Source organism: Streptomyces resistomycificus (genome assembly GCF_001514265.1).
Taxonomy (GTDB): domain Bacteria; phylum Actinomycetota; class Actinomycetes; order Streptomycetales; family Streptomycetaceae; genus Streptomyces; species Streptomyces resistomycificus.
The window spans coordinates 553,246-575,428 of the sequence record NZ_KQ948988.1 but is presented as its reverse complement, the minus strand read 5'-3'; the positions used below and the strand labels follow the sequence as shown (position 1 = coordinate 575,428).

At 72.8% G+C, this 22,183-nt stretch carries 19 protein-coding genes; 9 read left to right on the top strand and 10 right to left on the bottom strand.

Going from position 1 to position 22,183, the window contains the following annotated elements:
• Positions 1 to 41: 41 nt before the first annotated feature.
• Both AQJ84_RS02405 and AQJ84_RS02400 read right to left on the bottom strand, forming a co-directional pair.
• Positions 42 to 884, bottom strand: a complete 843-nt coding sequence (locus AQJ84_RS02405; protein ID WP_037802997.1) for a helix-turn-helix transcriptional regulator — start codon at positions 882 to 884, stop codon at positions 42 to 44.
• 271 nt (positions 885 to 1,155) lie between these two features.
• The gene (locus AQJ84_RS02400; RefSeq protein ID WP_053190294.1) at positions 1,156 to 2,274 is read right to left on the bottom strand and encodes a glycerate kinase; all 1,119 of its coding nucleotides are present in this window, start codon (positions 2,272 to 2,274) and stop codon (positions 1,156 to 1,158) included.
• A 220-nt stretch (positions 2,275 to 2,494) separates the two neighbouring features.
• Between AQJ84_RS02400 and AQJ84_RS02395 the strand changes: the two genes are divergently transcribed.
• The 7 genes from AQJ84_RS02395 to AQJ84_RS02370 all read left to right on the top strand — a co-directional run bounded on the left by AQJ84_RS02395 (position 2,495) and on the right by AQJ84_RS02370 (position 7,534).
• Positions 2,495 to 3,571, top strand: coding sequence for an ADP-ribosylglycohydrolase family protein (locus tag AQJ84_RS02395; protein WP_053190280.1), 1,077 nt, complete (start codon positions 2,495 to 2,497; stop codon positions 3,569 to 3,571).
• Positions 3,572 to 3,630: 59 nt separating this feature from the next.
• Positions 3,631 to 4,125: an NUDIX domain-containing protein gene (locus AQJ84_RS02390; protein WP_030040808.1), complete on the top strand. Its 495-nt coding sequence runs from the start codon at positions 3,631 to 3,633 to the stop codon at positions 4,123 to 4,125.
• A gap of 234 nt (positions 4,126 to 4,359) precedes the next feature.
• The gene (locus AQJ84_RS42840) at positions 4,360 to 4,689 is read left to right on the top strand and encodes a hypothetical protein (protein ID WP_128092280.1); all 330 of its coding nucleotides are present in this window, start codon (positions 4,360 to 4,362) and stop codon (positions 4,687 to 4,689) included.
• 184 nt (positions 4,690 to 4,873) lie between these two features.
• The gene (locus AQJ84_RS02385; protein WP_225889054.1) at positions 4,874 to 5,323 is read left to right on the top strand and encodes a hypothetical protein; all 450 of its coding nucleotides are present in this window, start codon (positions 4,874 to 4,876) and stop codon (positions 5,321 to 5,323) included.
• On the top strand, positions 5,320 to 6,708 hold the full coding sequence (locus AQJ84_RS02380; protein WP_030040810.1) for a hypothetical protein: 1,389 nt from the start codon (positions 5,320 to 5,322) through the stop codon (positions 6,706 to 6,708). The genes AQJ84_RS02385 and AQJ84_RS02380 overlap by 4 nt, the downstream gene beginning before the upstream one ends.
• On the top strand, positions 6,708 to 7,019 hold the full coding sequence (locus AQJ84_RS02375; RefSeq protein WP_030040811.1) for a hypothetical protein: 312 nt from the start codon (positions 6,708 to 6,710) through the stop codon (positions 7,017 to 7,019). Before AQJ84_RS02380 ends, AQJ84_RS02375 begins: the two co-directional genes overlap by 1 nt.
• A gap of 146 nt (positions 7,020 to 7,165) precedes the next feature.
• Positions 7,166 to 7,534, top strand: a complete 369-nt coding sequence (locus AQJ84_RS02370) for a VOC family protein (RefSeq protein ID WP_030040812.1) — start codon at positions 7,166 to 7,168, stop codon at positions 7,532 to 7,534.
• Between the two features lie 29 nt (positions 7,535 to 7,563).
• Here AQJ84_RS02370 and AQJ84_RS02365 read toward each other — a convergent pair whose 3' ends face one another.
• The 3 genes from AQJ84_RS02365 to AQJ84_RS02355 are packed head-to-tail and all read right to left on the bottom strand — an operon-like array spanning position 7,564 to position 11,596.
• Entirely contained in the window at positions 7,564 to 8,046 is a 483-nt protein-coding gene (locus AQJ84_RS02365) for a methylated-DNA--[protein]-cysteine S-methyltransferase (RefSeq protein WP_030040813.1), read from the bottom strand.
• A gap of 9 nt (positions 8,047 to 8,055) precedes the next feature.
• A complete protein-coding gene (locus AQJ84_RS02360) occupies positions 8,056 to 9,573 on the bottom strand; it encodes an AlkA N-terminal domain-containing protein (RefSeq protein WP_030040814.1) in 1,518 nt (505 codons plus the stop codon).
• A 49-nt stretch (positions 9,574 to 9,622) separates the two neighbouring features.
• Positions 9,623 to 11,596 (bottom strand): heavy metal translocating P-type ATPase, encoded by a 1,974-nt coding sequence (locus AQJ84_RS02355; RefSeq protein WP_051869981.1) that lies wholly within the window; start codon positions 11,594 to 11,596, stop codon positions 9,623 to 9,625.
• A 44-nt stretch (positions 11,597 to 11,640) separates the two neighbouring features.
• On the opposite strand from AQJ84_RS02355, the gene AQJ84_RS02350 reads away from it, so the two are divergent.
• The gene (locus AQJ84_RS02350; protein WP_030040816.1) at positions 11,641 to 12,003 is read left to right on the top strand and encodes an ArsR/SmtB family transcription factor; all 363 of its coding nucleotides are present in this window, start codon (positions 11,641 to 11,643) and stop codon (positions 12,001 to 12,003) included.
• 19 nt (positions 12,004 to 12,022) lie between these two features.
• Positions 12,023 to 13,174 (top strand): MFS transporter, encoded by a 1,152-nt coding sequence (locus AQJ84_RS02345; protein ID WP_053190296.1) that lies wholly within the window; start codon positions 12,023 to 12,025, stop codon positions 13,172 to 13,174.
• A 100-nt stretch (positions 13,175 to 13,274) separates the two neighbouring features.
• Here the strand turns inward: AQJ84_RS02345 and AQJ84_RS02340 are convergent, their stop codons facing one another.
• From AQJ84_RS02340 to AQJ84_RS02320, 5 genes are all read right to left on the bottom strand, one after another.
• Positions 13,275 to 17,168 carry a glycoside hydrolase family 2 TIM barrel-domain containing protein gene (locus AQJ84_RS02340; RefSeq protein WP_053190281.1) on the bottom strand — a complete coding sequence of 1,298 codons (3,894 nt, stop codon included), beginning with the start codon at positions 17,166 to 17,168 and terminating at the stop codon, positions 13,275 to 13,277.
• Positions 17,169 to 17,365: 197 nt separating this feature from the next.
• Positions 17,366 to 17,875 carry an O-acetyl-ADP-ribose deacetylase gene (locus AQJ84_RS02335; protein ID WP_030040819.1) on the bottom strand — a complete coding sequence of 170 codons (510 nt, stop codon included), beginning with the start codon at positions 17,873 to 17,875 and terminating at the stop codon, positions 17,366 to 17,368.
• Positions 17,872 to 19,281: a phytoene desaturase family protein gene (locus tag AQJ84_RS02330; protein WP_030040820.1), complete on the bottom strand. Its 1,410-nt coding sequence runs from the start codon at positions 19,279 to 19,281 to the stop codon at positions 17,872 to 17,874. Before AQJ84_RS02330 ends, AQJ84_RS02335 begins: the two co-directional genes overlap by 4 nt.
• Before the next feature lie 109 nt (positions 19,282 to 19,390).
• Positions 19,391 to 20,230: an inositol monophosphatase family protein gene (locus tag AQJ84_RS02325; protein ID WP_030040821.1), complete on the bottom strand. Its 840-nt coding sequence runs from the start codon at positions 20,228 to 20,230 to the stop codon at positions 19,391 to 19,393.
• 121 nt (positions 20,231 to 20,351) lie between these two features.
• A complete protein-coding gene (locus tag AQJ84_RS02320; RefSeq protein WP_030040822.1) occupies positions 20,352 to 22,175 on the bottom strand; it encodes a gamma-glutamyltransferase family protein in 1,824 nt (607 codons plus the stop codon).
• Positions 22,176 to 22,183: the final 8 nt, after the last annotated feature.

Sequence of the window (22,183 nt, the reverse complement as noted above, 5' to 3'; positions counted from 1 at the left end):
GCGCCCCGGGCGTCAACGCGCCGGTGCCTGAAGGCCTTGCCTCACCCGTTGTACGCCGGCGCCGGCACGTTGCGCGGGGCGTCCGGGGCGAGCAGGCCGAGCCGCTGTGCGTTCAGCACGGCGCTGAGCCGGTCCGGGGCGTCCAGCTTCCGGTACACGCTCTGCAGATGCTTGTGCACGGTCCGAACCGACACGTGCAGTCGACGTCCTATGGCCTGCGCGGGCAGGCCCTCGGCGAGCAGTCGCAGGACAGCGGTCTCGCGCGGGGTGAGGCCGAGGTCGGACGTCCCCGCTCCGGACGGGCGTTCCGCTCCACGGTTTGGGCCCGCCACGCCCGGCGCCGCGTAACCGGTCAGCAGTTCGTGCTGGGCGGCGGCCGCGCGCAGCAGCGGCTGAACGGCCGTCGCGTACCGCAGGGCCCGTTCGTCGAAGTCGGGGCCCGCGCGGTGGATCAGGAAGCCCCGCACCGGGTTGCTCCGGCCCGGTAGGGGCAGGCCCAGCATGTGTTCGGTGCCGAGACACTGCCCAAGGACGCTCGCGGTCTCGCTGTTGCGCCACCCGGCGCCGGTGAGCTGGGCGGCCGTGCGGGGTGCCCGGTCCTGCACGGTGCCGTAGTGCCCGGCGAAGGGGTAGCCCTCCCGGATCAGGCGCGCGGCCTGACGCGAGGGCACGTCCGCCGCGCTGCCCGCGCCCCTTCGCCACGCCCGCACGGGCCCGTCGTCGGCGGCCCACTCGCAGTCCTTGCCGACGACCACCTCGCCGCCGAGCGCGCGCATCAGTTCCTCCGCCACAGCACACCACAGATGATCCGGGTCCCTGGTCTCCAGGAGACACACGGCGAGCTCCAGCATGCGTGCGTAGTCGTTTCCCGCGGGGTCTGACATCCCTCTGCCTTTCGCGTCCCCCTGCCTGAGCAGAGAGCGCCACGCGACGATCAAGCGTGGCGTACGGAGCAGCTTGCCGCAGAGGCGCTGACCGTGGCCAGCGGCCGCCCGGCCGTCAATACGCACTTGTCCCCATGGCAGGGGTGAGGCGGCTCGGCGATAGTTCTGGCGGGGCCTGCGCGCCGACGGTCCGCTACGGGGGTTCGGACCGGAGGCGGCAGGCCTCGCCCCCCGCGGCCGACGGGGAGCTGATCCCGCTGCGGTGACCGGTTCAGGTCAAGAAGTCCCGCCCGATCCGCTCCGCGACCCGTTCCAGAATCGGCCCGGCCTCGGCGATGCACTTCGCCACGTCCGGCTCCACGTCCGTCAGGGGGTACGCCCGCCGGATGCCGGCCCGGCCCAGGGCCTCGGGCGGCAGGGCCAGACGGCCGCAGACCGCGACGACCTCCTTGTCGGCGGCCCGGGCCGCCGCGGCGACGCCCGCCGGAGCCTTGCCGTGGAGCGTCTGCTCGTCGAGCGAGCCCTCGCCGGTGATGACCAGGTCGGCGCGGTCCAGGGCGGAGGCGAAACCCAGGACGTCGAGCATGACCTCGATGCCGGGGCGGAAGCGGGCGCCCAGCAGCAGGGCGCCGTAGCCGATGCCGCCCGCGGCGCCCGCGCCCGGCGACGCCGCGTACTCGGCGGCCTGCGGGCCGACCGGTCCCTCCAGCACCTTCGCGAAGTGCGCGAGAGCGGCGTCCAGGGCCTCCACGTCGTCCGGCGAGGCGCCCTTCTGCGGGCCGTAGACCGCGGGCGCGCCCTTCGGGCCGGTCAGCGGGTTGTCGACGTCGCTCGCGAGGACCACTTCGACGTCGGTGAGGCGCGCATCGAGGCCCGACAGGTCCGCCGAGGCCAGCTCGGCGAGGCCGCCGCCGCCCGGCGGCACCGGCTCACCGTCCGCGTCCAGGAACCGGGCGCCCAGCGCCGACAGCATCCCGGCGCCGCCGTCCGTGGTGGCGCTGCCGCCGACCCCGAAGACGATCGTGCGGGCGCCCGCGTCCAGCGCGGCCCGCAGCAGCTCGCCCGAGCCGTACGTGGACGCCGTCAGCGGGGCGAAGGTCCCGGCGGGCAGCCTCTGCAGTCCGCTCGCCTCGGCCATCTCCACGACCGCCGTGCCGTCGCGGAGCGCGAAGGCGGCCGTCACCTCCTGCCCGAGGGGCCCGGCGACCCGTACCTCCCGGCGTTCGAACCCGGCCGCGACGGCCGCGTCCACCGTCCCGTCGCCGCCGTCGGCCACGGGCAGCGACGCCACGTCGAGACCGGGCACGGCCCGGCGCAGCCCGGCCGTCACGCGCTCGGCCACCTGTACGGCCGTCAGTGAGCCCTTGAACTTGTCCGCGGCGATGAGCACCCGCGCCTTCGCCCGGGCATCCTTGCCTGCAGCCTCCGCCACCTTGTCTTCCCCTTGCTCTCCGGGCCTCACGCACGTCAAGGCCAGTCGCGCCGCTGTGACCTTAACCTGAGGACGCCCGCGCCGTCCCGTCCCGACCGGCCCCTGGGACGCGCCGATGATGTCCGTCCGGACGGCCCAAGCCCGCGCGGGTGTCCCCGGAATTGGGTAGACCGGAGCTATGACCCCTGTGGGCACTGAGCCAGAGCTCGCCGACCGCGTCCTCGGGGGCTGGCTGGGCCGGATCGCGGGCAACATGCTCGGCAAGCCGGTCGAGCAGGGCGACCTGTGGACGCGGGACCGGATCGACCGCTATCTGCGGCAGGCCGCCGCGCTGCCGCTCACCGACTATCTGCCGGAGCCCGTCGGCGAGAGCGCCGGTCTCGAGCTGCGACCGGAGTGGCGCCAGTGCGTGCGGGGCCGTATCCACGGCAGCTGCCGCGACGACGACGTCGACTACGCCATCCTGGGGCTGGACCTGCTGGAGACCCACGGTTTCGCGTTCAGCACCGAGCAGGTCGGTGACCTGTGGCTGCTGCGGCTGCCGTACCTGCAGACCTTCACCGCCGAGCGGGCCGCCTACCGCAACCTCTCCAACGGCCTGAAGCCGCCGCTGACGGCGACGTACGACAATCCGTACCAGGAGTGGATCGGGGCCCTCATCCGCGCCGACATCTACGGCTGGACCCGCCCCGGCGCCCCGCGGCGCGCCGCCGCCCTCGCCCGCCGGGACGCGGTGCTGTCCCACACCGGAAACGGGGTGTACGGCGCGATGTGGGCGGCGGCGCTGGTCTCGGCGGCGTTCACCGCCGTCAGCGTGCGCCAGGCGGTGGACGAGGCGCTGACCGTCATCCCGGCGAGCAGCCGGCTCGCCCGTACCGTACGGCGGGTCGTCTCCCTCCACGACACCCGGATGACCTGGGAGGACACACTCACCACGGTGGCCGAGGAGACCGCCGGGCTCGGCTGGATCCACACCGTCCCGAACGCCGCCGTCCTGACAGCGGGGCTCCTGTACGGCGACGGCGACTTCACCCGCACCATCGCGCTCACCGTCCGCGGCGGTCTGGACACCGACTCCAACGGCGCGACCGCGGGATCCGTGGCCGGGGTGCTGACCGGGGCGGACGCCATCCCGGCCCAGTGGAAGGACCCGCTGGAGGACACGGTGCGCAGCGCGGTCTTCGGCTTCGACGGCGTACGCATCAGCGAACTGGCCGAGCGGACGCTGCGGCTGGCCGAGACGGCCGAGTCGTAGCCGGTGGGCGGCGCACGCGGACCGAGGGTGTGGTTGCGGAGCCTGGTTACCCTTTTTTGATGACCACCACAGAAGACTTCGCCGCGTACATCGCTGGTCTCCCCCGTGTCCTCGCCGGTGCCGCCGCCCTCTTCCGCGACGCCGAGGGCCGGATCCTGCTCGTGGAACCCAACTACCGTGAGGGGTGGGCGCTTCCCGGCGGCACCATCGAGTCCGACGAGGGCGAGACCCCACGGCAGGGGGCGCGTCGTGAGACCTTCGAGGAAATCGGCCTGGACCGCGAGCTCGGCCGCCTGCTCGCGGTGGACTGGGTTCACGGGACGGCCCGGCCGCCGCTGGTGGCGTACCTGTACGACGGCGGGGTCTTCGGCGAGGACGACTTCAAGGCGATCCGCCTCCAGGAGGAGGAGCTGCTGTCCTGGCGGATGGTCCCGCGCGAGGAGCTCACCGAGTACCTGCCGGGCGCCCTCGGCCGCCGCGTCCTGTCCGCACTGGACGTGCTCGCGAACGGCTCGGGGACGGCGGAGCTGGAGAACGGGCACCGGGTGGGCTGACGCCGGAGGGCCAGGACGCGGGCGCGCGACGGTCCAGTTCCGGTTGAGCGAGGACGGCGACGGTCTCGGGTCCGCGCACGCGGGCTCCTTGCAGGTGCAGGCCGCCGGACAGGTGCGCGCCCAGCAGGCGTATCCCCCCCGTCCACCTCGGCCCTGCGGCAGAAGACCCCGCCCTCCGCCACCAGCCCGCCCGCGAAGACGGCCCAGTCACCCGGGTGGTGGAGGACCGCCTCGGTGAGCACCAGCTGGCCGGCCAGCCGGGCGTTCAACAGCGACATCCTGCCTCGCACCACCGACCCGCACAGCTCGACCCGGCCCTTCACCCGGGCCATCGTCAGGTCGGCACCGGGGATCTCGCTTCGGTTTGATCGCCATGGTCCGGGTGGCGGCGCCGGAGAAGCTGACGCCCTCCTCGAACGAACACTGCTCGAACCACAGCCCGAGGGTGCTCTCGGCACCGCTGAGGTCGAGCCGGCCGCTGATCCTGGCGCCGGCGAGCCGCAGCGCCGGCACGGCCCCCGCCCGCGCGGGGTTCCCGCCGAGCAGCAGAGCGGCGAGCACTAGGTTAGCGGCCCGCGGTGGCGGAGGAAGTGGTGCGCAGCCGCGTGGGACGAGGGCCCGGACCCGCCGCGCCGCCCCGCCCTTCGAAGAATTGAAGGTTCCGGCGCGACCCCTCTCGGTGGCATGATCGACTGGCTGTTCGGGACGTCACGCCGATGTTCGGGACGTCACGCTGAAGGGGGAACGGTTGTCTTTCGAAGAGGAATGGGCTCAGCTCAAGGCCGACGCCTTGGCGCGACAGCAGACGGGCATGCAGATCGACCAGCTGCCGGCGGACGGAGGCGGTGGTTCGCAAGCTCCTGCCGCGGGTTCCCTGGCAGCCAGTACGGAGTCGATCAACGGCAACGCGAACCTGCTGATCGAGATCGCGGGTTTCCTCCAGGAGGGGCGGCCTGACGCCGAACTGACCACCATGGCCCGGGAGCCCCGGGCGCACGGGGACGTGGCCGAGCAGGTGGCGCGGTTCGCCGGATTCGCCGGGGACCAGTACCTGGACGCGGTCGCCCTGTTCGCGGCCCTCTCCACCCGGCTGCGCACGACGGGCAGCGACTTCGTGAAGATCGAAGACGACACGGCGCAGCACTTCCTCGACAGCCTCCTGCACTACGGCCAGTACGTCGCCCCGGAGGCGCGATGACCAGCGGTATGTGCCACCGGAAGGACGTCGAGTTCCTGGACGGCTGCAGCCCGCCCCTCGTCGAACGGAACGCGGACGAGTTCAAGCGTCTGCGGGACCTGCTCGTAGCGGTCGACCCGTCCGCCGAGCGGGCTGAGAAGCACACTCAGTGGAAGAGCGAAGGCAGTCAGCACTACGAGGCCCGCCTCGCCGAGGGGCGCAAACTCCTCGCGCAGCTGGCCGAGGGCTACGACAAGGCGGCGAGCGCCCTTCGCGGTTACGCGTTCGCGCTGGAGGTGGCCAAGGCCCATTTCTCCAACGGCAAGGCGACCGAGCAGCTCCTCGCGGACCTGATCCACACCAAGGGCACGGCCATCACTCGTGAGGCCCAGGAGGCGGAGCCGATGCGCCAGTGGGAGGACATGCGGGACACCACCGGTGTCATGGACTTCTTCGCCGAACTCACCATGGACGTCGATGACATCCGCGAGGACGCCAACCGCCTGCACGACGCCACGGGTGGTGACTTCTACCTGGCGAAGACCACGGAGCACGAGGCGAGGGAGCTCTGTGTCCACGAGCTCAAGCAGGCGTACGACCTCCTGCCGGACTTCCGTATGGGTTTCATCCAACGCGTCGACATCGTTTCCGCGATCTCGGAACTGCGGCGAGAGGCGGCCGAGGCACGCACGAACCCTCTGACGCATCTGCCCGGCAGTGGCCCCAAACAGGACCACTACCCCATGGCCGGGAACGAGATCGTCTCCCCGGCTCTGCGCGACATCCGAATGCAGGTCGCCAACCTCCCCGGCGCGAAGGACAACTACTGGAGCCCGCCCTCCAACGCCCAGGAGCGCGCCGAGTGGATCACCGCGAACAAGGAGATCATCAAGGCGGCGGCACAGAACTCGGGGCTGCCCCCGGACATGGTCGCCGGCATCGCGTGGCAGGAGATCGGCGGGCAGCCCGGCATCCTCGACGACATCACCGACACCGTCCGCGAACAGGCGGACTCCCCGCTGAGCCCGCTCGCCCCGGAGAGCCTGCCCTGGCGTCTGGGCGGCGACCCGGACAACACCTCCATGGGGCCCATCGCCATCCAGGTGCGACGCGGCGCCGAGGTCCTCGGTTACGACCCCGACAACCTCACCGACCAGCAGCGCGGCACGGTGGAGGAAGCCCTCCAGGACCCCGCGCAGAACATGTTCATCGCCTCGGAGTACCTGGCCCAGCTCAAGGCCGAGAGCGACTTCGCCGACGTACCGCCCGAGGAGATGACGCCGGCTCAGTACCAGGAGCTTGCCGCACGCTACAACGGCGGCCCGTACTGGCAGACCGACGACGCCCAGGGCTACGGGCGTGGCTTCACCAACAACCTGGACGACGCAAGGAACGCGCTGCGCTGATGACCCACCCCGCTCACCCCGATGCCGACCGCGGCTGCCTGCGCCTGGTCCTGGCCGTACCCCTCACCCTGCTCACCCTCGTCGCCGCGTATTTCTGCTGGACAGCCCTGACGATCAGTCCGTCGGGGTCCTGGGACGACGACGCGTACGCCGGCATCGTCCTCTCGTGCGTCCTCACCATCGTGGCTGCCGCTGCGGCGACGGGGTTGTGGCTGCTTCCGTCGGTGCGGCGGGTCATGGGGTGGGGGTGGGTGGTTCCTGCCCTGCTGTTGGGGGTCGTGGCGGGCGTGCGATGGGGGTTGGGCGGCTAGGGACCGCTGCCGCGGTGCGGCACGTCATGCGGGCGTCGTGAACGGGGAGCCGACGCCGTACGACGAGGTGGTCGGGGAGCCGATCGGCACCGTGCGCCGGCCGAAACCGCTGCGCGAGATCGGCGGGCCGGCCGAGAATCACTGTCATGACCTCCGCGATACGCCATGTGACGATCGACTGCGCCGACGCCTACGGGCTGGGCAGCTTCTGGGCGCGAGCCCTGGGGCAGCCCCTGCACGAGGACGACGAGCCGGGTGACCCGGAGGCGCTGCTCGAGGGCGCCGGACTGCTGTTCGTCACCGTCGCCGAGCCGAAGACCGTCAAGAACCGTCTGCATCTCGACCTCCAGCCGCAGGACCGCACCCGCGACGAGGAGGTCGATCGCCTCCTCGCCGTCGGGGCCACGCTGGTCGACGACCGCCGCAACGCCGACGGCACGGGCTGGGTGGTCCTCGCCGACCCGGAGGGCAACGAGTTCTGTGTGGAGCGCAGTGCGGCGGAGCGGGCCGGCTGACTCGGGCGAGGGGCCGGGCCGGACGGGAGCTAGAACAACGCGGTGCCGCTCTCGAAGTCCAGCAGGCGCTGCTTGCGGTCCAGGCCGCCGCCGTAGCCGGTCAGGCTGCCGCCTGCGCCGACCACGCGGTGGCACGGCACGATGATGCCGACGGGGTTCCGGCCGTTGGCGAGACCCACCGCGCGGGAGGCGGCTGGGTTGCCGAGGGCGTCGGCGAGTTCGCCGTAGGTGCGGGTCTCGCCGTAGGGGATCCTCTGGAGCTGTTCCCAGACACTGCGCTGGAACGGGGTTCCGTGCAGGCGCAGTTCGAGGCCGAACTCCTTCAGCTCGCCGGCGAAATAGGCTTCCAGTTCCTCTTCGGCCGCCGCGAAGACCCTCGCGTCGCGGGAGCCGAACGTCTCCTCCGACGGCCGGTGGCGCTGCTCGGTCATGTAGAGGCCGCACAGGACGCCGTCGTCGGCGACGAGGGTCAGCGGGCCGTAGGGGCTGTCGAGGACCGTGTGCTGTTTCACTGAACGTCCTTATACGGGGAGGAAGTTGATCGGGTGACTGTCGGTCGCCCACAGGTACTGGACCGCGTACGCCCGCCAGGGGCGCCAGGCCGCCGCGCGGGCGGTGAGCGCCGCCGGGGTCGAGGGCAGCCCCAACTCCTGTGCGGCGCGCCGGATGCCGAGGTCGGTGGGGAGGAAGGCGTCGGGGTCGCCGAGGGCGCGCATGGCGATGACGTCGACCGTCCAGGGCCCGAAGCCGGGAAGTTCCAGCAGTCGGGCACGGGTTCGCGCCCAGTCGCTCTCCACTCCCAGGCTGAGTGTGCCGTCGGCGAGTTGGCTCACCAGGGTGGTGAACGTGGTGCGACGGGTGCGGGGCATCGCCAGCGCGGCCGGGTCCACCGCGGCCAGCGCCTCGGGGGTCGGGAAGAGGTGGGTGAGGCCGCCCTCGGGGTCGTCGACCGGGTCGCCGTGCGCGGTGACCAGGCGGGCCGCGTGCGTGCGGGCGGCTGCCGTGGAGACCTGCTGGCCGAGGACCGCGCGGACGGCGAACTCCGCCTCGTCGACCGCGCGCGGCACCCGTCGGCCGGGGGCCTTGTCGACCAGCGGGGCGAGGCACGGATCCGTGCGCAGCTGGTCGTCGACGGCGACCGGGTCGGCGTCCAGGTCCAGCAGGCGGCGGCAGCGGCTGATGGCGACGGTCAGGTCGCGCAGGTCGGTGAGGGTGAGGCGGCAGGCGATGTGGTCCGGCCGCGGGGTGAGGGCCACGATGCCGTGGCCGTACGGCAGTCGCAGTGTGCGCCGGTAGGCGCCCTCCCGCCACTCCTCGACGCCCGGGACGGCGGTCGCGGCGAGGTGGCCGAAGAGGTTGTCGGGGTTCAGGGGGGCGCGGAACGGGAGGCGGAGGGTGAGGGCGCCGGGGGTGCCGCCGGGGCGCGGGGCGGTCGCGTCGAGGCCGGACGCCGGTGCGCTCCTCTTCGGCAGCCGGGCGCGCAGCTCGCTGGGTGACAGGGCGAAGACCTCGCGCACGGTGTCGTTGAAGGTGCGGATCGAGGCGAAGCCGGCGGCGAAGGCGATCTCCGCCATCGGGAGCGGGGTCGTCTCGATGAGCAACCGGGCCGTCTGGGCGCGCTGCGCCCGGGCGAGGGCGAGCGGACCGGCGCCCAGCTCGGCGAGCAGCTGGCGTTCCACCTGCCGGGTGCTGTAGCCGAGCCGGGCGGCGAGTCCGGGCACGCCCTCGCGGTCCACGACGCCGTCGGCGACCAGGCGCATGGCGCGGGCCACGAGGTCGGCGCGCTGGTTCCACTCCGGGGAGCCCGGGCTGGTGTCGGGCCGGCACCGCTTGCAGGCCCGGAACCCGGCCTGCTGGCAGGCCGCCGCGCTCGGGTGGAACGTCATGTTCTCGGGCTTGGGCGGCACCACCGGGCAGCTGGGCCGGCAGTAGATCCGGGTCGTCAGGACGGCGGTGAAGAACCAGCCGTCGAAGCGGGCGTCCTTGGACTGGACGGCGCGCACGCAGCGCTCGGTGTCGGTGTGCATCCCCATCTGCATGCGTCCAGCATCGTCCACGGGCCGAACCGGGGCTGGCGAGAATCCGACATCAACCTCGGCTGTCCTGCACCGGGCCGGATCGCCACGCGGACTCGCGCAGCAGCCGCAGTCCGTTGAGTCCGACCAGGACCGTCGAACCCTCGTGACCTGCGACGCCCAGGGGCAGCGGCAGATGACCGAAGAGGTCCCACAGGACCAGTCCGGTGATGAAGACGCCGGCGATCACCAGGTTCTGCACGACCAGGCGGCGGGCCGCGCGGGACAGCCGTACGACGGCCGGGACGGTGGCGAGTTCGTCGCGCACGATCACGGCGTCCGCCGTCTCCAGCGCGAGGTCCGACCCCGCCCGGCCCATCGCGACGCCGGAGTGGGCGGCGGCGAGGGCGGGCGCGTCGTTGACGCCGTCGCCGACGAACAGCACCTTGCGGCCGGCGCGCTGCAGGTCCCGTACCGCGTGGACCTTGTCCTCGGGCAGCAGCTGTGCGCGGACGTCCGTCAGGCCGGTGGCGTCGGCGACGCGGGCGGCGGCCCGGGCGTTGTCGCCGGTGAGCAGGACGGGGGCGGTACCGGTCAGGGCGGTGAGGGCGGCGGTGGTCGCGGGGGCGCCGGCGCGGAGGCGGTCGGTGAGGGCGAGGGTGCCGACGGGGGTGCCGTCGCGGGTGACGAGGACGACCGTAGCGTCGCTGTCGGCGTCGTCGGCTCGGCCGACGCTCACGGTCCGGCCGTCCACGGTGGCGGTGACCCCTTGGCCGGGAGTCGCCGTGAAGTCCGCCGCGGGCTCGATCCGCAGCCCACGGCTCCGGGCGGCGGCGACGACCGCGCGGGCCAGCGGGTGCTCGCTTTGGTGCTCGGCCGCCGCGGCCAGCGCCAGCAGCGCGTCCTCGTCCAGGTCCGAGTCGGGCAGCGGGCGTACGGCCGTGACCTCGGGGGTGCCTTCCGTGAGGGTGCCGGTCTTGTCGAGGGCGGTGGTGTCGATCTCGCCGAGGCGTTCCATGGCGACGGCCGACTTGACCAGGACGCCGTGCCGGCCGGCGTTGGCGATGGCGGAGAGCAGGGGCGGCATGGTCGCGAGGACGACCGCGCACGGCGAGGCGACGATCATGAAGGTCATCGCGCGCAGCAGCGCGTCCGTGAGGTTCGCGCCGAAGGCGACGGGGAGCGCGAAGACGGCGAGGGTGGCGGCCACCATGCCGACGGCGTAGCGCTGCTCGATCTTCTCGATGAACAGCTGTGTGGGTGCCTTGGTGCGGGAGGCCTCCTCGACGAGGGTCACGATCCGGGCGATCACCGAGTCGGCGGGGTCCCGGCCGACCCGGACGCGCAGGGCGCCGGTGCCGTTGAGGGTGCCCGCGAAGACCTCGTCGCCGGGCCCCTTGGCGACCGGGAGGGGTTCGCCGGTGATGGTGGCCTGGTCTGCCTCGCTGGTGCCGTCGAGGACACTGCCGTCGGCGCCGATGCGCTCGCCGGGGCGGACCAACAGGACGTCCCCCACCGCGAGTTCGGAGGTCGGGACCGTCTGCTCGCCCGCTTCGGTGACCCGCGTGGCGGTGGTGGGCGCCAGGTCGAGCAGGCCGCGCACCGAGTCGGCGGTGCGCGCGGTGGCCAGGGCCTCCAGGGCTCCGGAGGTGGCGAAGATGACGATCAGCAGGGCGCCGTCCCGGACCTGTCCGATCGAGGCGGCGCCCAGGGCCGCCACGATCATCAGCAGGTCGACGTCGAGGGTCTTCTCACGCAACGCCCGCAGGCCCTCCAGGGCCGGTTCCCAGCCGCCGGTGACGTAGGCGACCGCGTACAGCGGTCCGTACGCCCAGTCCGGGGCGCCGCCGAAGTCCAGGGCGAGGGCCAGCAGGAAGGCGACGGTCGCGGTGAGCGCCCAGCGGGCTTCGGGCAGGGCCAGTACGCGGGTGCGGCGGCGGGGCGCCGAGCGGGCGGACGAGGGGGAGGGCGTCGGGGCGGGGTGCGTGGCGGAGGTCGTGGAGGAAGGCGAAGTCGTGGACACCGGACCCACCTTACAGGAACACATGAAGACTCATTCATCTGTTCATATACGGTGAGTAAGATACCCGCATGGGTCATGGAGCCGTCACCACCGCGCAGGACGCCCCCGAGCGCGTACGTCTGGACGCGGACAACGTCGCCAAGGTGGCCACCACGCTCCAGGCCCTGTCCACGCCCTCCCGCCTGCTGATCCTGGCGCGCCTGCGCGAAGGCCCGCTGCCGGCGACGGAGTTGGCGGCGGAGGTGGGCATGGAGCAGTCGGCGTGCTCGCACCAGCTGCGGCTGCTGCGCAACCTGGGTCTGGTCGTGGGTGAACGCCGCGGCCGTTCGGTGGTGTACGCACTGCACGACCACCATGTCGCCGAGCTGCTCGACCAGGCCGTCTACCACGTGGAGCATCTGCGCCTTGGCCTCAGTGACGCCGCGGAGTGAGCCCGCGGGCCGCCGCCGGCTGTGGCCGCTGTACGCGGCCGGGTTCACCACCGCCTTCGGGGCGCACGGCATCGCCGCGAACCTCGGCGGCGGCTCGGAGGACGCGGTCACCTCACTGCTCGTCCTCGGCGGACTGCTGGCCCTGTACGACGGCGCCGAGGTGCTGCTGAAGCCGGTCTTCGGCACGCTGGCCGACCGGGTCGGCGCGCGGCCGGTGCTGCTGGGCGGGCTCGTGGCGTTCGCCGCCGCCTCCGCGCTGTACGCCGTCGCCGACCAGGCGGCCTGGCTGTGGGCGGCTCGGCTCGGCCAGGGGGCCGCGGCCTCCGCGTTCTCACCGGCCGCCTCCGCGCTGGTGGCCCGGCTCAACCCGACGGCCGGGCAGGGGCGGGCGTTCGGGACGTACGGCTTCCACAAGTCGCTCGGGTACACGCTCGGGCCGCTGCTCGGCGGGGTCTTGGTGTGGGCGGGCGGGCTGCGGCTGCTGTTCGTGGTGCTGGCCGGGCTGGGTGCGGTGGTGGCGGTGTGGGCACTGGTCGCCGTACCGCACGTACCGCCCCTCCCCCGCGCCCGGCAGACCGTGCTGGATCTGGCGCGGCGGCTGGCCGACCCGGTGTTCCTCGTCCCCACGGCCGCGCTCGCCGGGGCTACCGCCGCGCTGTCGGTCGGCGTGGGCTTCCTGCCGGTGTCCGGTTCCGCGGCGGGACTCGGCACGGTGGCGACGGGTGCCGCGGTGTCGGTGCTGGCAGCCTGCGCGGCGGTGGTCCAGCCGCGTGCCGGGCGGGCGTTGGACGCCGGACGGCTCACCGTGCGGACGGGACTGGTCGCGGGGCTGCTGCTCGCGGCGGTCGGGCTGGGCTGCGCGACGCTGCCCGGCCTGGCGGGTGTCCTTCCGGCCGCCGCGCTGATCGGGGTGGGGACGGGGCTGATCACCCCGCTGGGATTCGCCGCCCTGGCGTCCTCGACGCCTCGGGAGCGAATGGGGCAGACCATGGGGGCGGCGGAGCTCGGGCGTGAACTGGGGGACGCCGGTGGGCCGTTGCTGGTGGCCGGGGTGGCCGCGGCCGCGAGTCTGACGTACGGGTTCGGGGCGCTGGCGGTGCTGTTGGCGTGCGGGCCGTTGGTGGCGGTGGCGGCGGGCGTACGGCGTCGGGGCGCGACCGGCCCGGGGTGATCAGGCGCGACCCGGCGTGCGGTGAGGGCGGCGCCACGGCGGTGCCGGTGCCGGCTGACGAACGAGGAGGGGGCCCGCACGGCGTACGGGCCCCTGCCCGCTATCCGGTGAACTCCCCCGCCGTGGGCCGCCGCGAGGCCGCCGTCGCCTCGTCGACGTCCGTCAGGGGTCGCAGCCGGTAGGTGTAGGCGTAGTCGCGGTTCGCGAACAGCTTGTACTCGTCGTGGGTGTGCGCGCCCCAGCTGTTGTCGCCGCCCACGCCCATCTGCCGGTGGTTCAGGCGCAGTACGACCTCGTCCCGCGCGGTGAGCTGGTAGTCGTGGCGCGCCCCGACCGACAGGTCCTCCGGCGTGAAGTGCGAGGCGTTGACCTCCAGCAGCGGCTCGCCGCTGACCAGGAGGCCCACGCCGTCGCGGCCGGTGAGCGCGGCCCAGCGGACGTCGGTCTTGTTGCCGTTCTCCTGCGGGCGGAGATAGGGGGTCCACTGGCCGGAGACGGTGCCGGAGTAGAGGCCAACGTCGGTGCCGTTGTTGCGGTCCCAGTGGTTCTCGTCGGGGCCGCGGCCGTAGTAGTGCAGACGGTCCAGGCGGCCGGGCAGCAGGAGCAGGGTGCCGACCTCCGGGATGTACGGCAGGCTCGCCGCGCCCGGGCGCAGGGTGTTGTCGACCTTGATCTCGCCGTTGCCGAAGACCGTGTACGTGGTGGTGTACGTCGATTCGACGGCGGTGGGCAGGGTGCCGCTCACCTTGATCTCGACGGCCCGGTCCCGCAGGGCGCGCACGCTCACGCCGGTCACCTCGCGGCCGGTACCGGCGTCGCGCCAGGTCTGGTTGCGGATGTGGTGGCCGTTGCCCCGGTCGTTGTCGGTGGGCGCCCGCCAGAAGTTGGGCACGGGCCCCGACGTGATGAGGCGGACGCCTGACACCTCGTACGACGTGATGGTTCCGGTGCCCTTGTCGACGGTGACGGAGAACCCGTCGCCCCGGACGGTCACGGCCTTCTCACCGTCGTCGTGCCGCAGGGCCGGCACCCTCTCCAGCGCCACGGGCGTCACGGGCGGGCTGCCCGCGTCCACGGCGAGTTGCGCCCTGGCCACCTCGAAGCCGCCCTTCGCCCACTTCGTGGGCTCCTTGGTGGTGAAGGAGAGGTGCAGGAAGTACTCCGTGCCGGGCGCCGGGTTCTTCGGCAGCCGCAGGAGGATGGCGATCTCCTTGCCGCTGAGCGGCGCGACGTCCAGCTGCTCCCGGCCGAGGGTGCCCCGCCGTACGGTCCTGCCGTCGGCGACGAGGGACCAACGGCCGTCGAACTCGCGGAGGTTGGTGAACAGGTACTCGTTGGTGAGGGTGACCCGCCCCTGCGGACCGACCATGTCGCCGGACGCCGGCGCGGCGTTGATCGCCTGGTAGACCCGCTTGACCTCCACGGCCTTGCCGGTGCTGCCGCGGTCGGCGGTGACGATGCCGTCGCCGGAGAAGGCCCCGTCGTTCGGGTTGTCGCCCCAGTCGCCGCCGTAGGCGAGGAACGTCCTGTCCCCCGGCCGCTTCGCGGTCGCCTTCACGGAGGCGGCGTCGAACCAGAACCGCACGCCCTCGTCGCCCGGGCCGCGGTCGGTGGCGGCCAGCTCGGTGGCGCTCAGGGCCCTGGCGTACACGCGGGCCCGCCGGATCGTGCCGCTGAACTCCCGGGTGGGGTTGTCCATGTCGGTGGCGAGCGCGAGGGAGGCGGTGTTGTTGGCGGGGCGGCGCGTGGTGGTCCTGGTGGCCCGCTGGACGCCGTCGACGTGGAGGGTCAGTGTTCCCGCGTCGGCGTCGAAGACGCCCGCCACATGGTGTTCGGCGCCGGTCCAGTCGTCCGGCAGCGCCCAGCTCGCGGTGACCCACTGGCCACCGCCGTAGATGAAGAACTCCAGTGTCCTGTCGGTCTGCTTCAGGGCGTACTGGGTGTCGCCCTTGGCGAGGATGGGCTGGTGGTAGCCGGTGACATACGGGGTGACCCACGCCTCCAGGGTCAGTGACCCGGTGAGGTCGAGACCCGGGTGACGGGGGAAGACGGTGCCGCCGGAGACGCCCTTGGCACGGTCGAAGGTGGCGCTGGGGGCGACGACCTCGCCGCGGAGTGCGGCGGGGCCCGACTCGGTGAGCAGGGTGCGGTCCGGGGTGGGCCAGGTGAGGGCCTGGTCGACGAAGTCCCAGATCCAGCCGCCCTGGAGGACGTCGTGACGCCGGATGACGTCCCAGTACTTCTTGAAGTTGCCGCTGGAGTTCCCCATCGCGTGGGAGTACTCGATCATCACGTAGGGCCGGGTGTCGGCGGTGTCCTTCGCCCGCTGTTCGACGCGGGCGGGGCTCTCGTACATCTCGGAGCGGATGTCGCTGATCGTCGGCCGGTCGTCGCCCTCGTACTGGATGACGCGCGTGGGGTCGTACGAGCGGATCCAGTCGTGCATGGCGACGAACGTGCTGCCGCCGCCCGCCTCGTTGCCGAGCGACCAGATGACCACCGAGGCGTGGTTCTTGTCGCGGTGGACCATGTTCTGCGCGCGGGCCACGCACGCCTCGCTCCACTCGGCGTGGTCTCCGGGGTACTCGCCGCGGATGCCGTGGGTCTCCAGGTCGGTCTCGTCCACGAGGTACAGGCCGTACTCGTCGGCGAGTTCGTACCACAGCGGGTTGTTCGGGTAGTGCGAGGTGCGGACGGAGTTGATGTTCAGCCGCTTGATGATGCCGATGTCCTCGACCAGGTCCGCGCGGGTGAGCGCGGTGCCGTGCGTCGGGTGCATCTCGTGCCGGTTGGTGCCCCGCAGGGAGACGGGCCTGCCGTTGATGCGCATCAGCCCGTCCTTTAGCGCGAACTCCCGCAGCCCGACCCGGTGCGAGAGGGTCTCGACCACCCTGCCCGCCGGGTCGCGCAGCCGCAGCACCGCCGTGTAGAGATACGGGTGCTCGGCCGACCAGAGTTCGGGGTCGGGTACGGCTCGCGCGGCCTGTACGGTCGTCTCGTCACCGGCGCCGAGTGCCACGGCCTGACGCAGGGGGCGCGACCAGACGGCGTGCCCGCGGGCGTCGTAGAGCTGGGTCTCCACGGCGTACCGCCCACCACCGTCGCCCCCGTAGTCCCGCACGCTCGCGGTGACCGACAGCTCGGCGGCGGTGTGGTCGTCGCTCAGCGGGGTGTCCAGCTTGAAGTCGCGCAGGTGCACGGCCGGCGTGGAGAACAGGTACACCGAGCGGAAGATGCCGCTCAGCCGGATCATGTCCTGGTCCTCGAGCCAGTCGCCGTCGGAGTAGCGGTACACCTCCACGGCGATCTGGTTGGTGCCCGGCTTGAGGTGGTCGGTGATGTCGTACTCGGCGGGGACGTAGGAGTCCTCGTGGTAGCCCACCAACTCCCCGTTGATCCACACGTAGTGGGCCGACTTGACCCCTTCGAAGTGCAGGAACGTCCGGCGTCCCGACCAGTTCCGGGGAACGGTGAAGGTACGGCGGTACTGGCCGACGGGGTTGTAGAGGGTGGGGGCGGCCGGCGGCTGGGCGTCCTGGCCCCGGCCGTTGGGGCCCCACCAGGGGTAGGTGATGTTGACGTAGATCGGCGAGTCGTAGCCGTGCATCTGCCAGGCCGACGGGACGGGAACGGTGTCCCAGTCGCTGTCGTCGAGGTCGGTGCGGTGGAAGTCGGCGTCGCGGTCGTCGGGGCGGTCGACGTGCGCGAACCGCCACTTGCCGTCGAGGCTCATCCGGTACGGCGAGCGCGTGCGGTCGGCCGCCAGCGCCTGTCTCACGTCCGCGTACGGCATGAGGGTGGTGTGCGGCGGCTCGGTGCCCAGCCGGAAGACGGAGATGTTGCCGTTCCACTCCGGGGAACCGTCCGCCGCCGCACGCCGGCCGGCGGCCGACGCGGGCAGGGACGGTCCGGACAGGGCGAGCGCACCGAGAACGGCGGCTCCTCCCTCCAGCAGACGACGGCGGCTGAACACGTGCGAGTGCGGGTGCGGCATGACCGGGGCCTTCCTCGGTACGACAGTGCGGTGCACGGACTGAGGGTGCGTCAGGAGGGTCAGAACATGACTACCGGCGACAAAGGCAACTGCTGAGCCAGCAGAACCCTAGGACTCGCACACAATCGAAGCAATGTTCCTGTCGGACTTTGTTCGGTCCTGTTGAGCCACACCCGGGCCGCGCCCGTCAGGCCGCGTCAGCGCGCCTGCGCCGCGAACGCCTCGTAGGCCCGCTCGTCGAAGAGCACGAACGTGACCTCCTCGACCGCCGTCCTCGCCTCCCGCACCGTCCGCACCGCGATCCGGGCGGCGTCGTCCATCGGCCACCCGTAGACACCTGTCGAGACGGCCGGGAACGCGACCGTGCGGGCGCCCAGTTCGTCGGCGATGCGCAGGGACTCCCGGTAGCAGGAGGCCAGCAGCTCGGACCGGTCCTCCTCGGTCGAGTAGCGTGGTCCGACCGTGTGGATCACCCACCGCGCGTCCAGCTCGCCGGCGGTCGTCGCCACCGCCTTGCCCGTGGGCAGGCCCTTGCCGTAGTGGGAGGCGCGGAGTCTGCGGCAGTCCTCCAGGATCGCGGGGCCGCCGCGGCGGTGGATGGCGCCGTCGACGCCCGAGCCTCCGAGCAGCGAGGAGTTCGCGGCGTTGACGATCGCGTCGACGCGCCGGCGGGTGATGTCGCCCTGGACGAGGGTGATGGTGGTCATGTCTGACGCAGCTTTCGCCACACGGCCTTGGCGGCGTTGTGGCCCGACATGCCGTGCACTCCGGGACCCGGCGGGGTGGCCGAGGAGCAGATGAAGACGGCGGGGTGCGGGGTGCCGTACGGGGACAGGGACACCTTGGGGCGCAGCAGGATCTGCAGGCCGGTGACCGCTCCGGAGGCGATGTCGCCACCGACGTAGTTGGCGTTCCGGGCGGCGAGTTCGGCCGGTCCGGCGGTGGCGCGGGCGAGGACACGGTCGCGGAAACCGGGGGCGAAACGCTCCAGTTGACGCTCCATGGCGTCGGTGAGGTCGCCGGTCCAGCCGCTGGGGACATGGCCGTACGCCCAGAAGACCTGCTGGCCGGCCGGCGCCCGGGTCGGGTCGACGACGCCGGGCTGCACCGTGATCATGAAGGGCCTGTCGGGTGCGCGGCCCTCCCGGGACGCCGCGTCCAGCGCCGCGCCGATCTCCGCGCTGTCGGCGCCGATCTGCACGGTGGTGGCCCTGCGTGCCTCCGGAGCGGTCCACGGCACCGGGCCGTCCAGCGCGTAGTCGATCTTGAACACTCCGGGGCCGTACCGGTAGCGCTCGTAGTAGCGGCCGAAGCCCGCGATCCGGGCCAGGGCGGTGGGTGAGGTGTCGAAGACGTAGGCGCGGGCGGGCGGCAGGTCGTCGAGGCGCTTGACCTCGTAGTCGGTGTGGATGGTGCCGCCGAGGTCCTTCAGATAGGCGGCCAGGGCGTCGGAGATGGCCTGGGAGCCGCCGCGGGCCACGGGCCAGCCACGGGCGTGGGCGGCGAGGGCGAAGACCAGGCCGACGGCGCCGGTGGCGAAGCCGCCGAGCGGGGCCATCACGTGCGCGACCAGGCCTGCGAAGAGGGTCTTCGCCCGCTCGTCGCGGAAACGGCGGGTCAGCCAGGTCGACGGAGGCAGGCCGACCAGGCCGAAGCGGGCGAGCGTGAGCGGGTCCCTGGGCAGCGCGGTGAGCGGCAGCGACATGAAGTCGCGCACCAGGGTGTCCCACTTCGGCAGGAAGGGCTCGACCAGCCTGCGGTACGCGCCCGCGTCACGCGGGCCGAGCGAGGCCGCCGTCTCCCCGACCGACCGCGCCAGCACGGCCGCGGTGCCGTCGGTGAAGGGGTTCGCCATGGGCAGGTCGGCGTGCAGCCACTCCAGGCCGTAGCGCTCCAGGGGCAGCGCGCGGAAGGCGGGTGAGTTGATACCGAGGGGGTGGGCCGCGGAGCACGGGTCGTGCCGGAAGCCGGGGAGGGTGAGCTCCTCGGTGCGGGCGCCCCCGCCGACGGTGTCACGGGCCTCGAACAGGGCCACGGAGAATCCGCGGCGGGCCAACTCCACGGCGGCGGTCAGTCCGTTCGGCCCCGCACCCACCACTACGACATCGAACATCGACGGCACCTTCGGACTCCTTCGTCAGCCGATGGCCTGTGAGGATCAGGATATGACGGAGGCCGGACAGCGCCGGGGCGGGGCGACACACGAAGGACGTGCTGCGGGGCTACGCGCTCAGCAGCTCCACCACCCGGCGGGCCGTGGCCGCGTCCCGGGCCGCGGTGAAGGGGAGCGTGTTGTGGCCGGTGACGCGGAACGGCTCCCCTGCGAGGGTCAGGTGCGCGCCGCCCGCCTCCTCGACCAGCAGCAGACCGGCGGCATGATCCCAGGCCGCCTCCCATGAGAAGGCAGTCGCGTCCAACTCTCCACGGGCGACGGCGAGATACTCCAGACCGGCCGAGCCGCACGCACGCGGCGCCACGCCGTCGGTCCACAGTCCCAGCAGGGCCTGCTTCTGCTCGTCGGTCGTGTAGTCCGGGTGCGAGGTGGCTATCCGCAGGTCACGGCCGGTTTCCGGCACTCCGGCGTGCAGGCGCGCACCGTCGAGGAACGCGCCCTGGCCCCTTACGGCCGTGGCGAGCCGGTCCTGGGCGGGAGCGTAGGTCCACGAGGCACGCAGCACGCCGCCCTGCGCGAGGGCGACCAGGGTGCAGAACCCGGGGTCGCCGTGCACGAACTGCCGGGTCCCGTCGACCGGGTCGACGATCCAGACCGGGGTGTCGCCCTGTATCGCCTCGTACGACGCCGGATTGGCGTGCACCGCCTCCTCGCCGACCACGACCGACCCGGGCAGGAGGGCGCCCAGCGCCTCCGTGAGGTACTGCTCGGCCCGGCGGTCGGCGTCCGTCACCAGATCGTGCGGGCCGCTCTTCTGGTCGACCTCGTGCGCGGCGAGGCGACGGAAGCGCGGCATGATCTCGGCGGCGGCCGCCTTGCGCACCGCTTCCTCCACGTCGGTCGCGTGCCGGGCGAGAAACTCGTCGATGGTTTCCTTGTCTTCGATCATGACTCCATGAGAGCACGGGCCACTGACAATCCCCACCGGGCCGGTGGATCACGGGTGGAATCGGCGTGAACACCGGGATGTGGACGGCGGCGGTCGGTGGCGGCGGGCCGGTGGCGCCGGGTCAGCGGCCCACCGCGTACCCCTGCATCCCCCGGGGATTCGCCGCCGCCGAGAGGATCCCGGTCTCCGGGTCCCGTGCGACCGCGCACAGCCGCCCTTCCGACCAGGGATCGCCGACGGTCACCTCATGCCCGCGCCGCCGCAGCTCCGCGACCACCTCCTCGCTCATCCGCCCCTCGACCGTGACGCTGCCCGGCCGCATGCCGCGCGGGTAGAAGGAGCCGGGGAAGCTGTCGTTGTGCCAGTTCGGGGCGTCGATCGCGCCCTGGAGGTCGAGTCCGCCCCGGGCCCGGGCGCGCAGGACGACGGCGAGGAGGAAGTGCAGCTGCCACTGGTCCTGCTGGTCCCCTCCGGGCGTCCCGAACGCCAGCACCGGCACGCCGTCACGCAGCGCGATCGAGGGTGTGAGGGTGGTACGCGGGCGGCGCCCGGGCGTGAGGGAGTTCGGCAGCCCCTCCTCCAGCCAGGCCATCTGAAGCCGCGTACCGAGCGGAAAGCCCAGCTCGGGCACGACGGGGTTGGACTGGAGCCAGCCGCCGCTGGGCGTGGCGGAGACCATGTTGCCCCACCGGTCGACGATGTCCAGATGGCAGGTGTCGCCCCGGGTGAGCCCGTCGGTACCGACGTCGGGCTCGCCGGGCACCGGGGAGGTGGGGTGCTTGGCGACGGTGGGTTCACCGACGCCCGGCGCGGCGGACCCGGGCCCGTCGGCGCGCGGCCCCGCAGGGGCGCTCAGCCTCGGCGTCCGCCCGCCCGGGCTGCCCGGCCGCAGCTCGTACGACGCCTTCTCCCCCACGAGCTCCCGCCGCTGCGCGTTGTACGCGTCCGACAGGAGCGTCCCCAAAGGCACCTCGGCCGCGTCGCCGTACCAGGCCTCCCGGTCGGCCATGGCCAGCTTGCAGCCCTCGATCAGCTGGTGGACGTACTCGGCGGACCCATACCGGGGCAGCTCGTCCGGCAGCAGGGCGAGCTGCTGGAGCAGCACCGGGCCCTGACTCCAGGGGCCGGCCTTGCACACGGTCCAGCCGTTCCAGTCGTACGTCGCCGGCGTCTCGTACGTCGCGGACCAGCCGGCGAGGTCCTCGGCCGTGAGGGTGCCCACGTGGCGCTCGCCGCTGGTGTCCATGGTGGGCCGCTGTGCCTGCCGCACGAGGGCTTCGCCGATGAACCCGCTACGCCACACCTCCCGCGCGGCCTCGATCTGCGCGTCCCTGTCCCCCGCGCCGGCGGTCTGAGCGAGCAGCCGCTTCCAGGTGGCGGCGAGGGCGGGATGACGGAAGAGCCGGCCGGGCCGGGGCGCCTGCCCTCCTTCGAGGTACACCTCCGCCGACGTGGTCCACTCCGTCTCGAACAACTCCCGCACGGTCTCGACGGTCGCCCCGACGTTCTCCACGGGCGCGTGTCCGTGCTCGGCATAGCCGACGGCGTACTTGAGCACGTCGGCGAGCGACTTGGTCCCGTGGTCCCGCAGGAGGAGCATCCACGCGTCGAAGGCACCGGGGACCGCGGCGGCGAGGGGGCCGGTGCCGGGTACGAGGTCCAGCCCGAGTCCCCTGTAGTGCGCGACCGTCGCCCCGGCCGGGGCGACGCCCTGCCCGCACAGCACCCGCACGTCACCGCCCGCCGGGGCCAGCAGGATCGGCACCTCGCCTGCGGGGCCGTTCAGATGAGGCTCGACGACATGCAACACGAACGCGCCCGCGACGGCGGCGTCATAGGCGTTCCCGCCGTCCTCCAACACGGCCATGGCCGACTGGGAGGCCAGCCAGTGCGTGGAGGACACCATGCCGAAGGTGCCCTGGAGGGTGGGGCGGGTGGTGAACACGGGGACTC

Coding starts and splice junctions, on each gene's coding strand:
- AQJ84_RS02405 (WP_037802997.1), bottom strand. CDS start 884: ATGTCAGACCCCGCGGGAAACGACTACGCACGCATGCTGGAGCTCGCC.
- AQJ84_RS02395 (WP_053190280.1), top strand. CDS start 2,495: ATGACCCCTGTGGGCACTGAGCCAGAGCTCGCCGACCGCGTCCTCGGG.
- AQJ84_RS02390 (WP_030040808.1), top strand. CDS start 3,631: ATGACCACCACAGAAGACTTCGCCGCGTACATCGCTGGTCTCCCCCGT.
- AQJ84_RS02380 (WP_030040810.1), top strand. CDS start 5,320: ATGACCAGCGGTATGTGCCACCGGAAGGACGTCGAGTTCCTGGACGGC.
- AQJ84_RS02375 (WP_030040811.1), top strand. CDS start 6,708: ATGACCCACCCCGCTCACCCCGATGCCGACCGCGGCTGCCTGCGCCTG.
- AQJ84_RS02370 (WP_030040812.1), top strand. CDS start 7,166: ATGACCTCCGCGATACGCCATGTGACGATCGACTGCGCCGACGCCTAC.
- AQJ84_RS02360 (WP_030040814.1), bottom strand. CDS start 9,573: ATGCAGATGGGGATGCACACCGACACCGAGCGCTGCGTGCGCGCCGTC.
- AQJ84_RS02355 (WP_051869981.1), bottom strand. CDS start 11,596: ATGTGTTCCTGTAAGGTGGGTCCGGTGTCCACGACTTCGCCTTCCTCC.
- AQJ84_RS02350 (WP_030040816.1), top strand. CDS start 11,641: ATGGGTCATGGAGCCGTCACCACCGCGCAGGACGCCCCCGAGCGCGTA.
- AQJ84_RS02340 (WP_053190281.1), bottom strand. CDS start 17,168: ATGCCGCACCCGCACTCGCACGTGTTCAGCCGCCGTCGTCTGCTGGAG.
- AQJ84_RS02335 (WP_030040819.1), bottom strand. CDS start 17,875: ATGACCACCATCACCCTCGTCCAGGGCGACATCACCCGCCGGCGCGTC.
- AQJ84_RS02330 (WP_030040820.1), bottom strand. CDS start 19,281: ATGTTCGATGTCGTAGTGGTGGGTGCGGGGCCGAACGGACTGACCGCC.
- AQJ84_RS02325 (WP_030040821.1), bottom strand. CDS start 20,230: ATGATCGAAGACAAGGAAACCATCGACGAGTTTCTCGCCCGGCACGCG.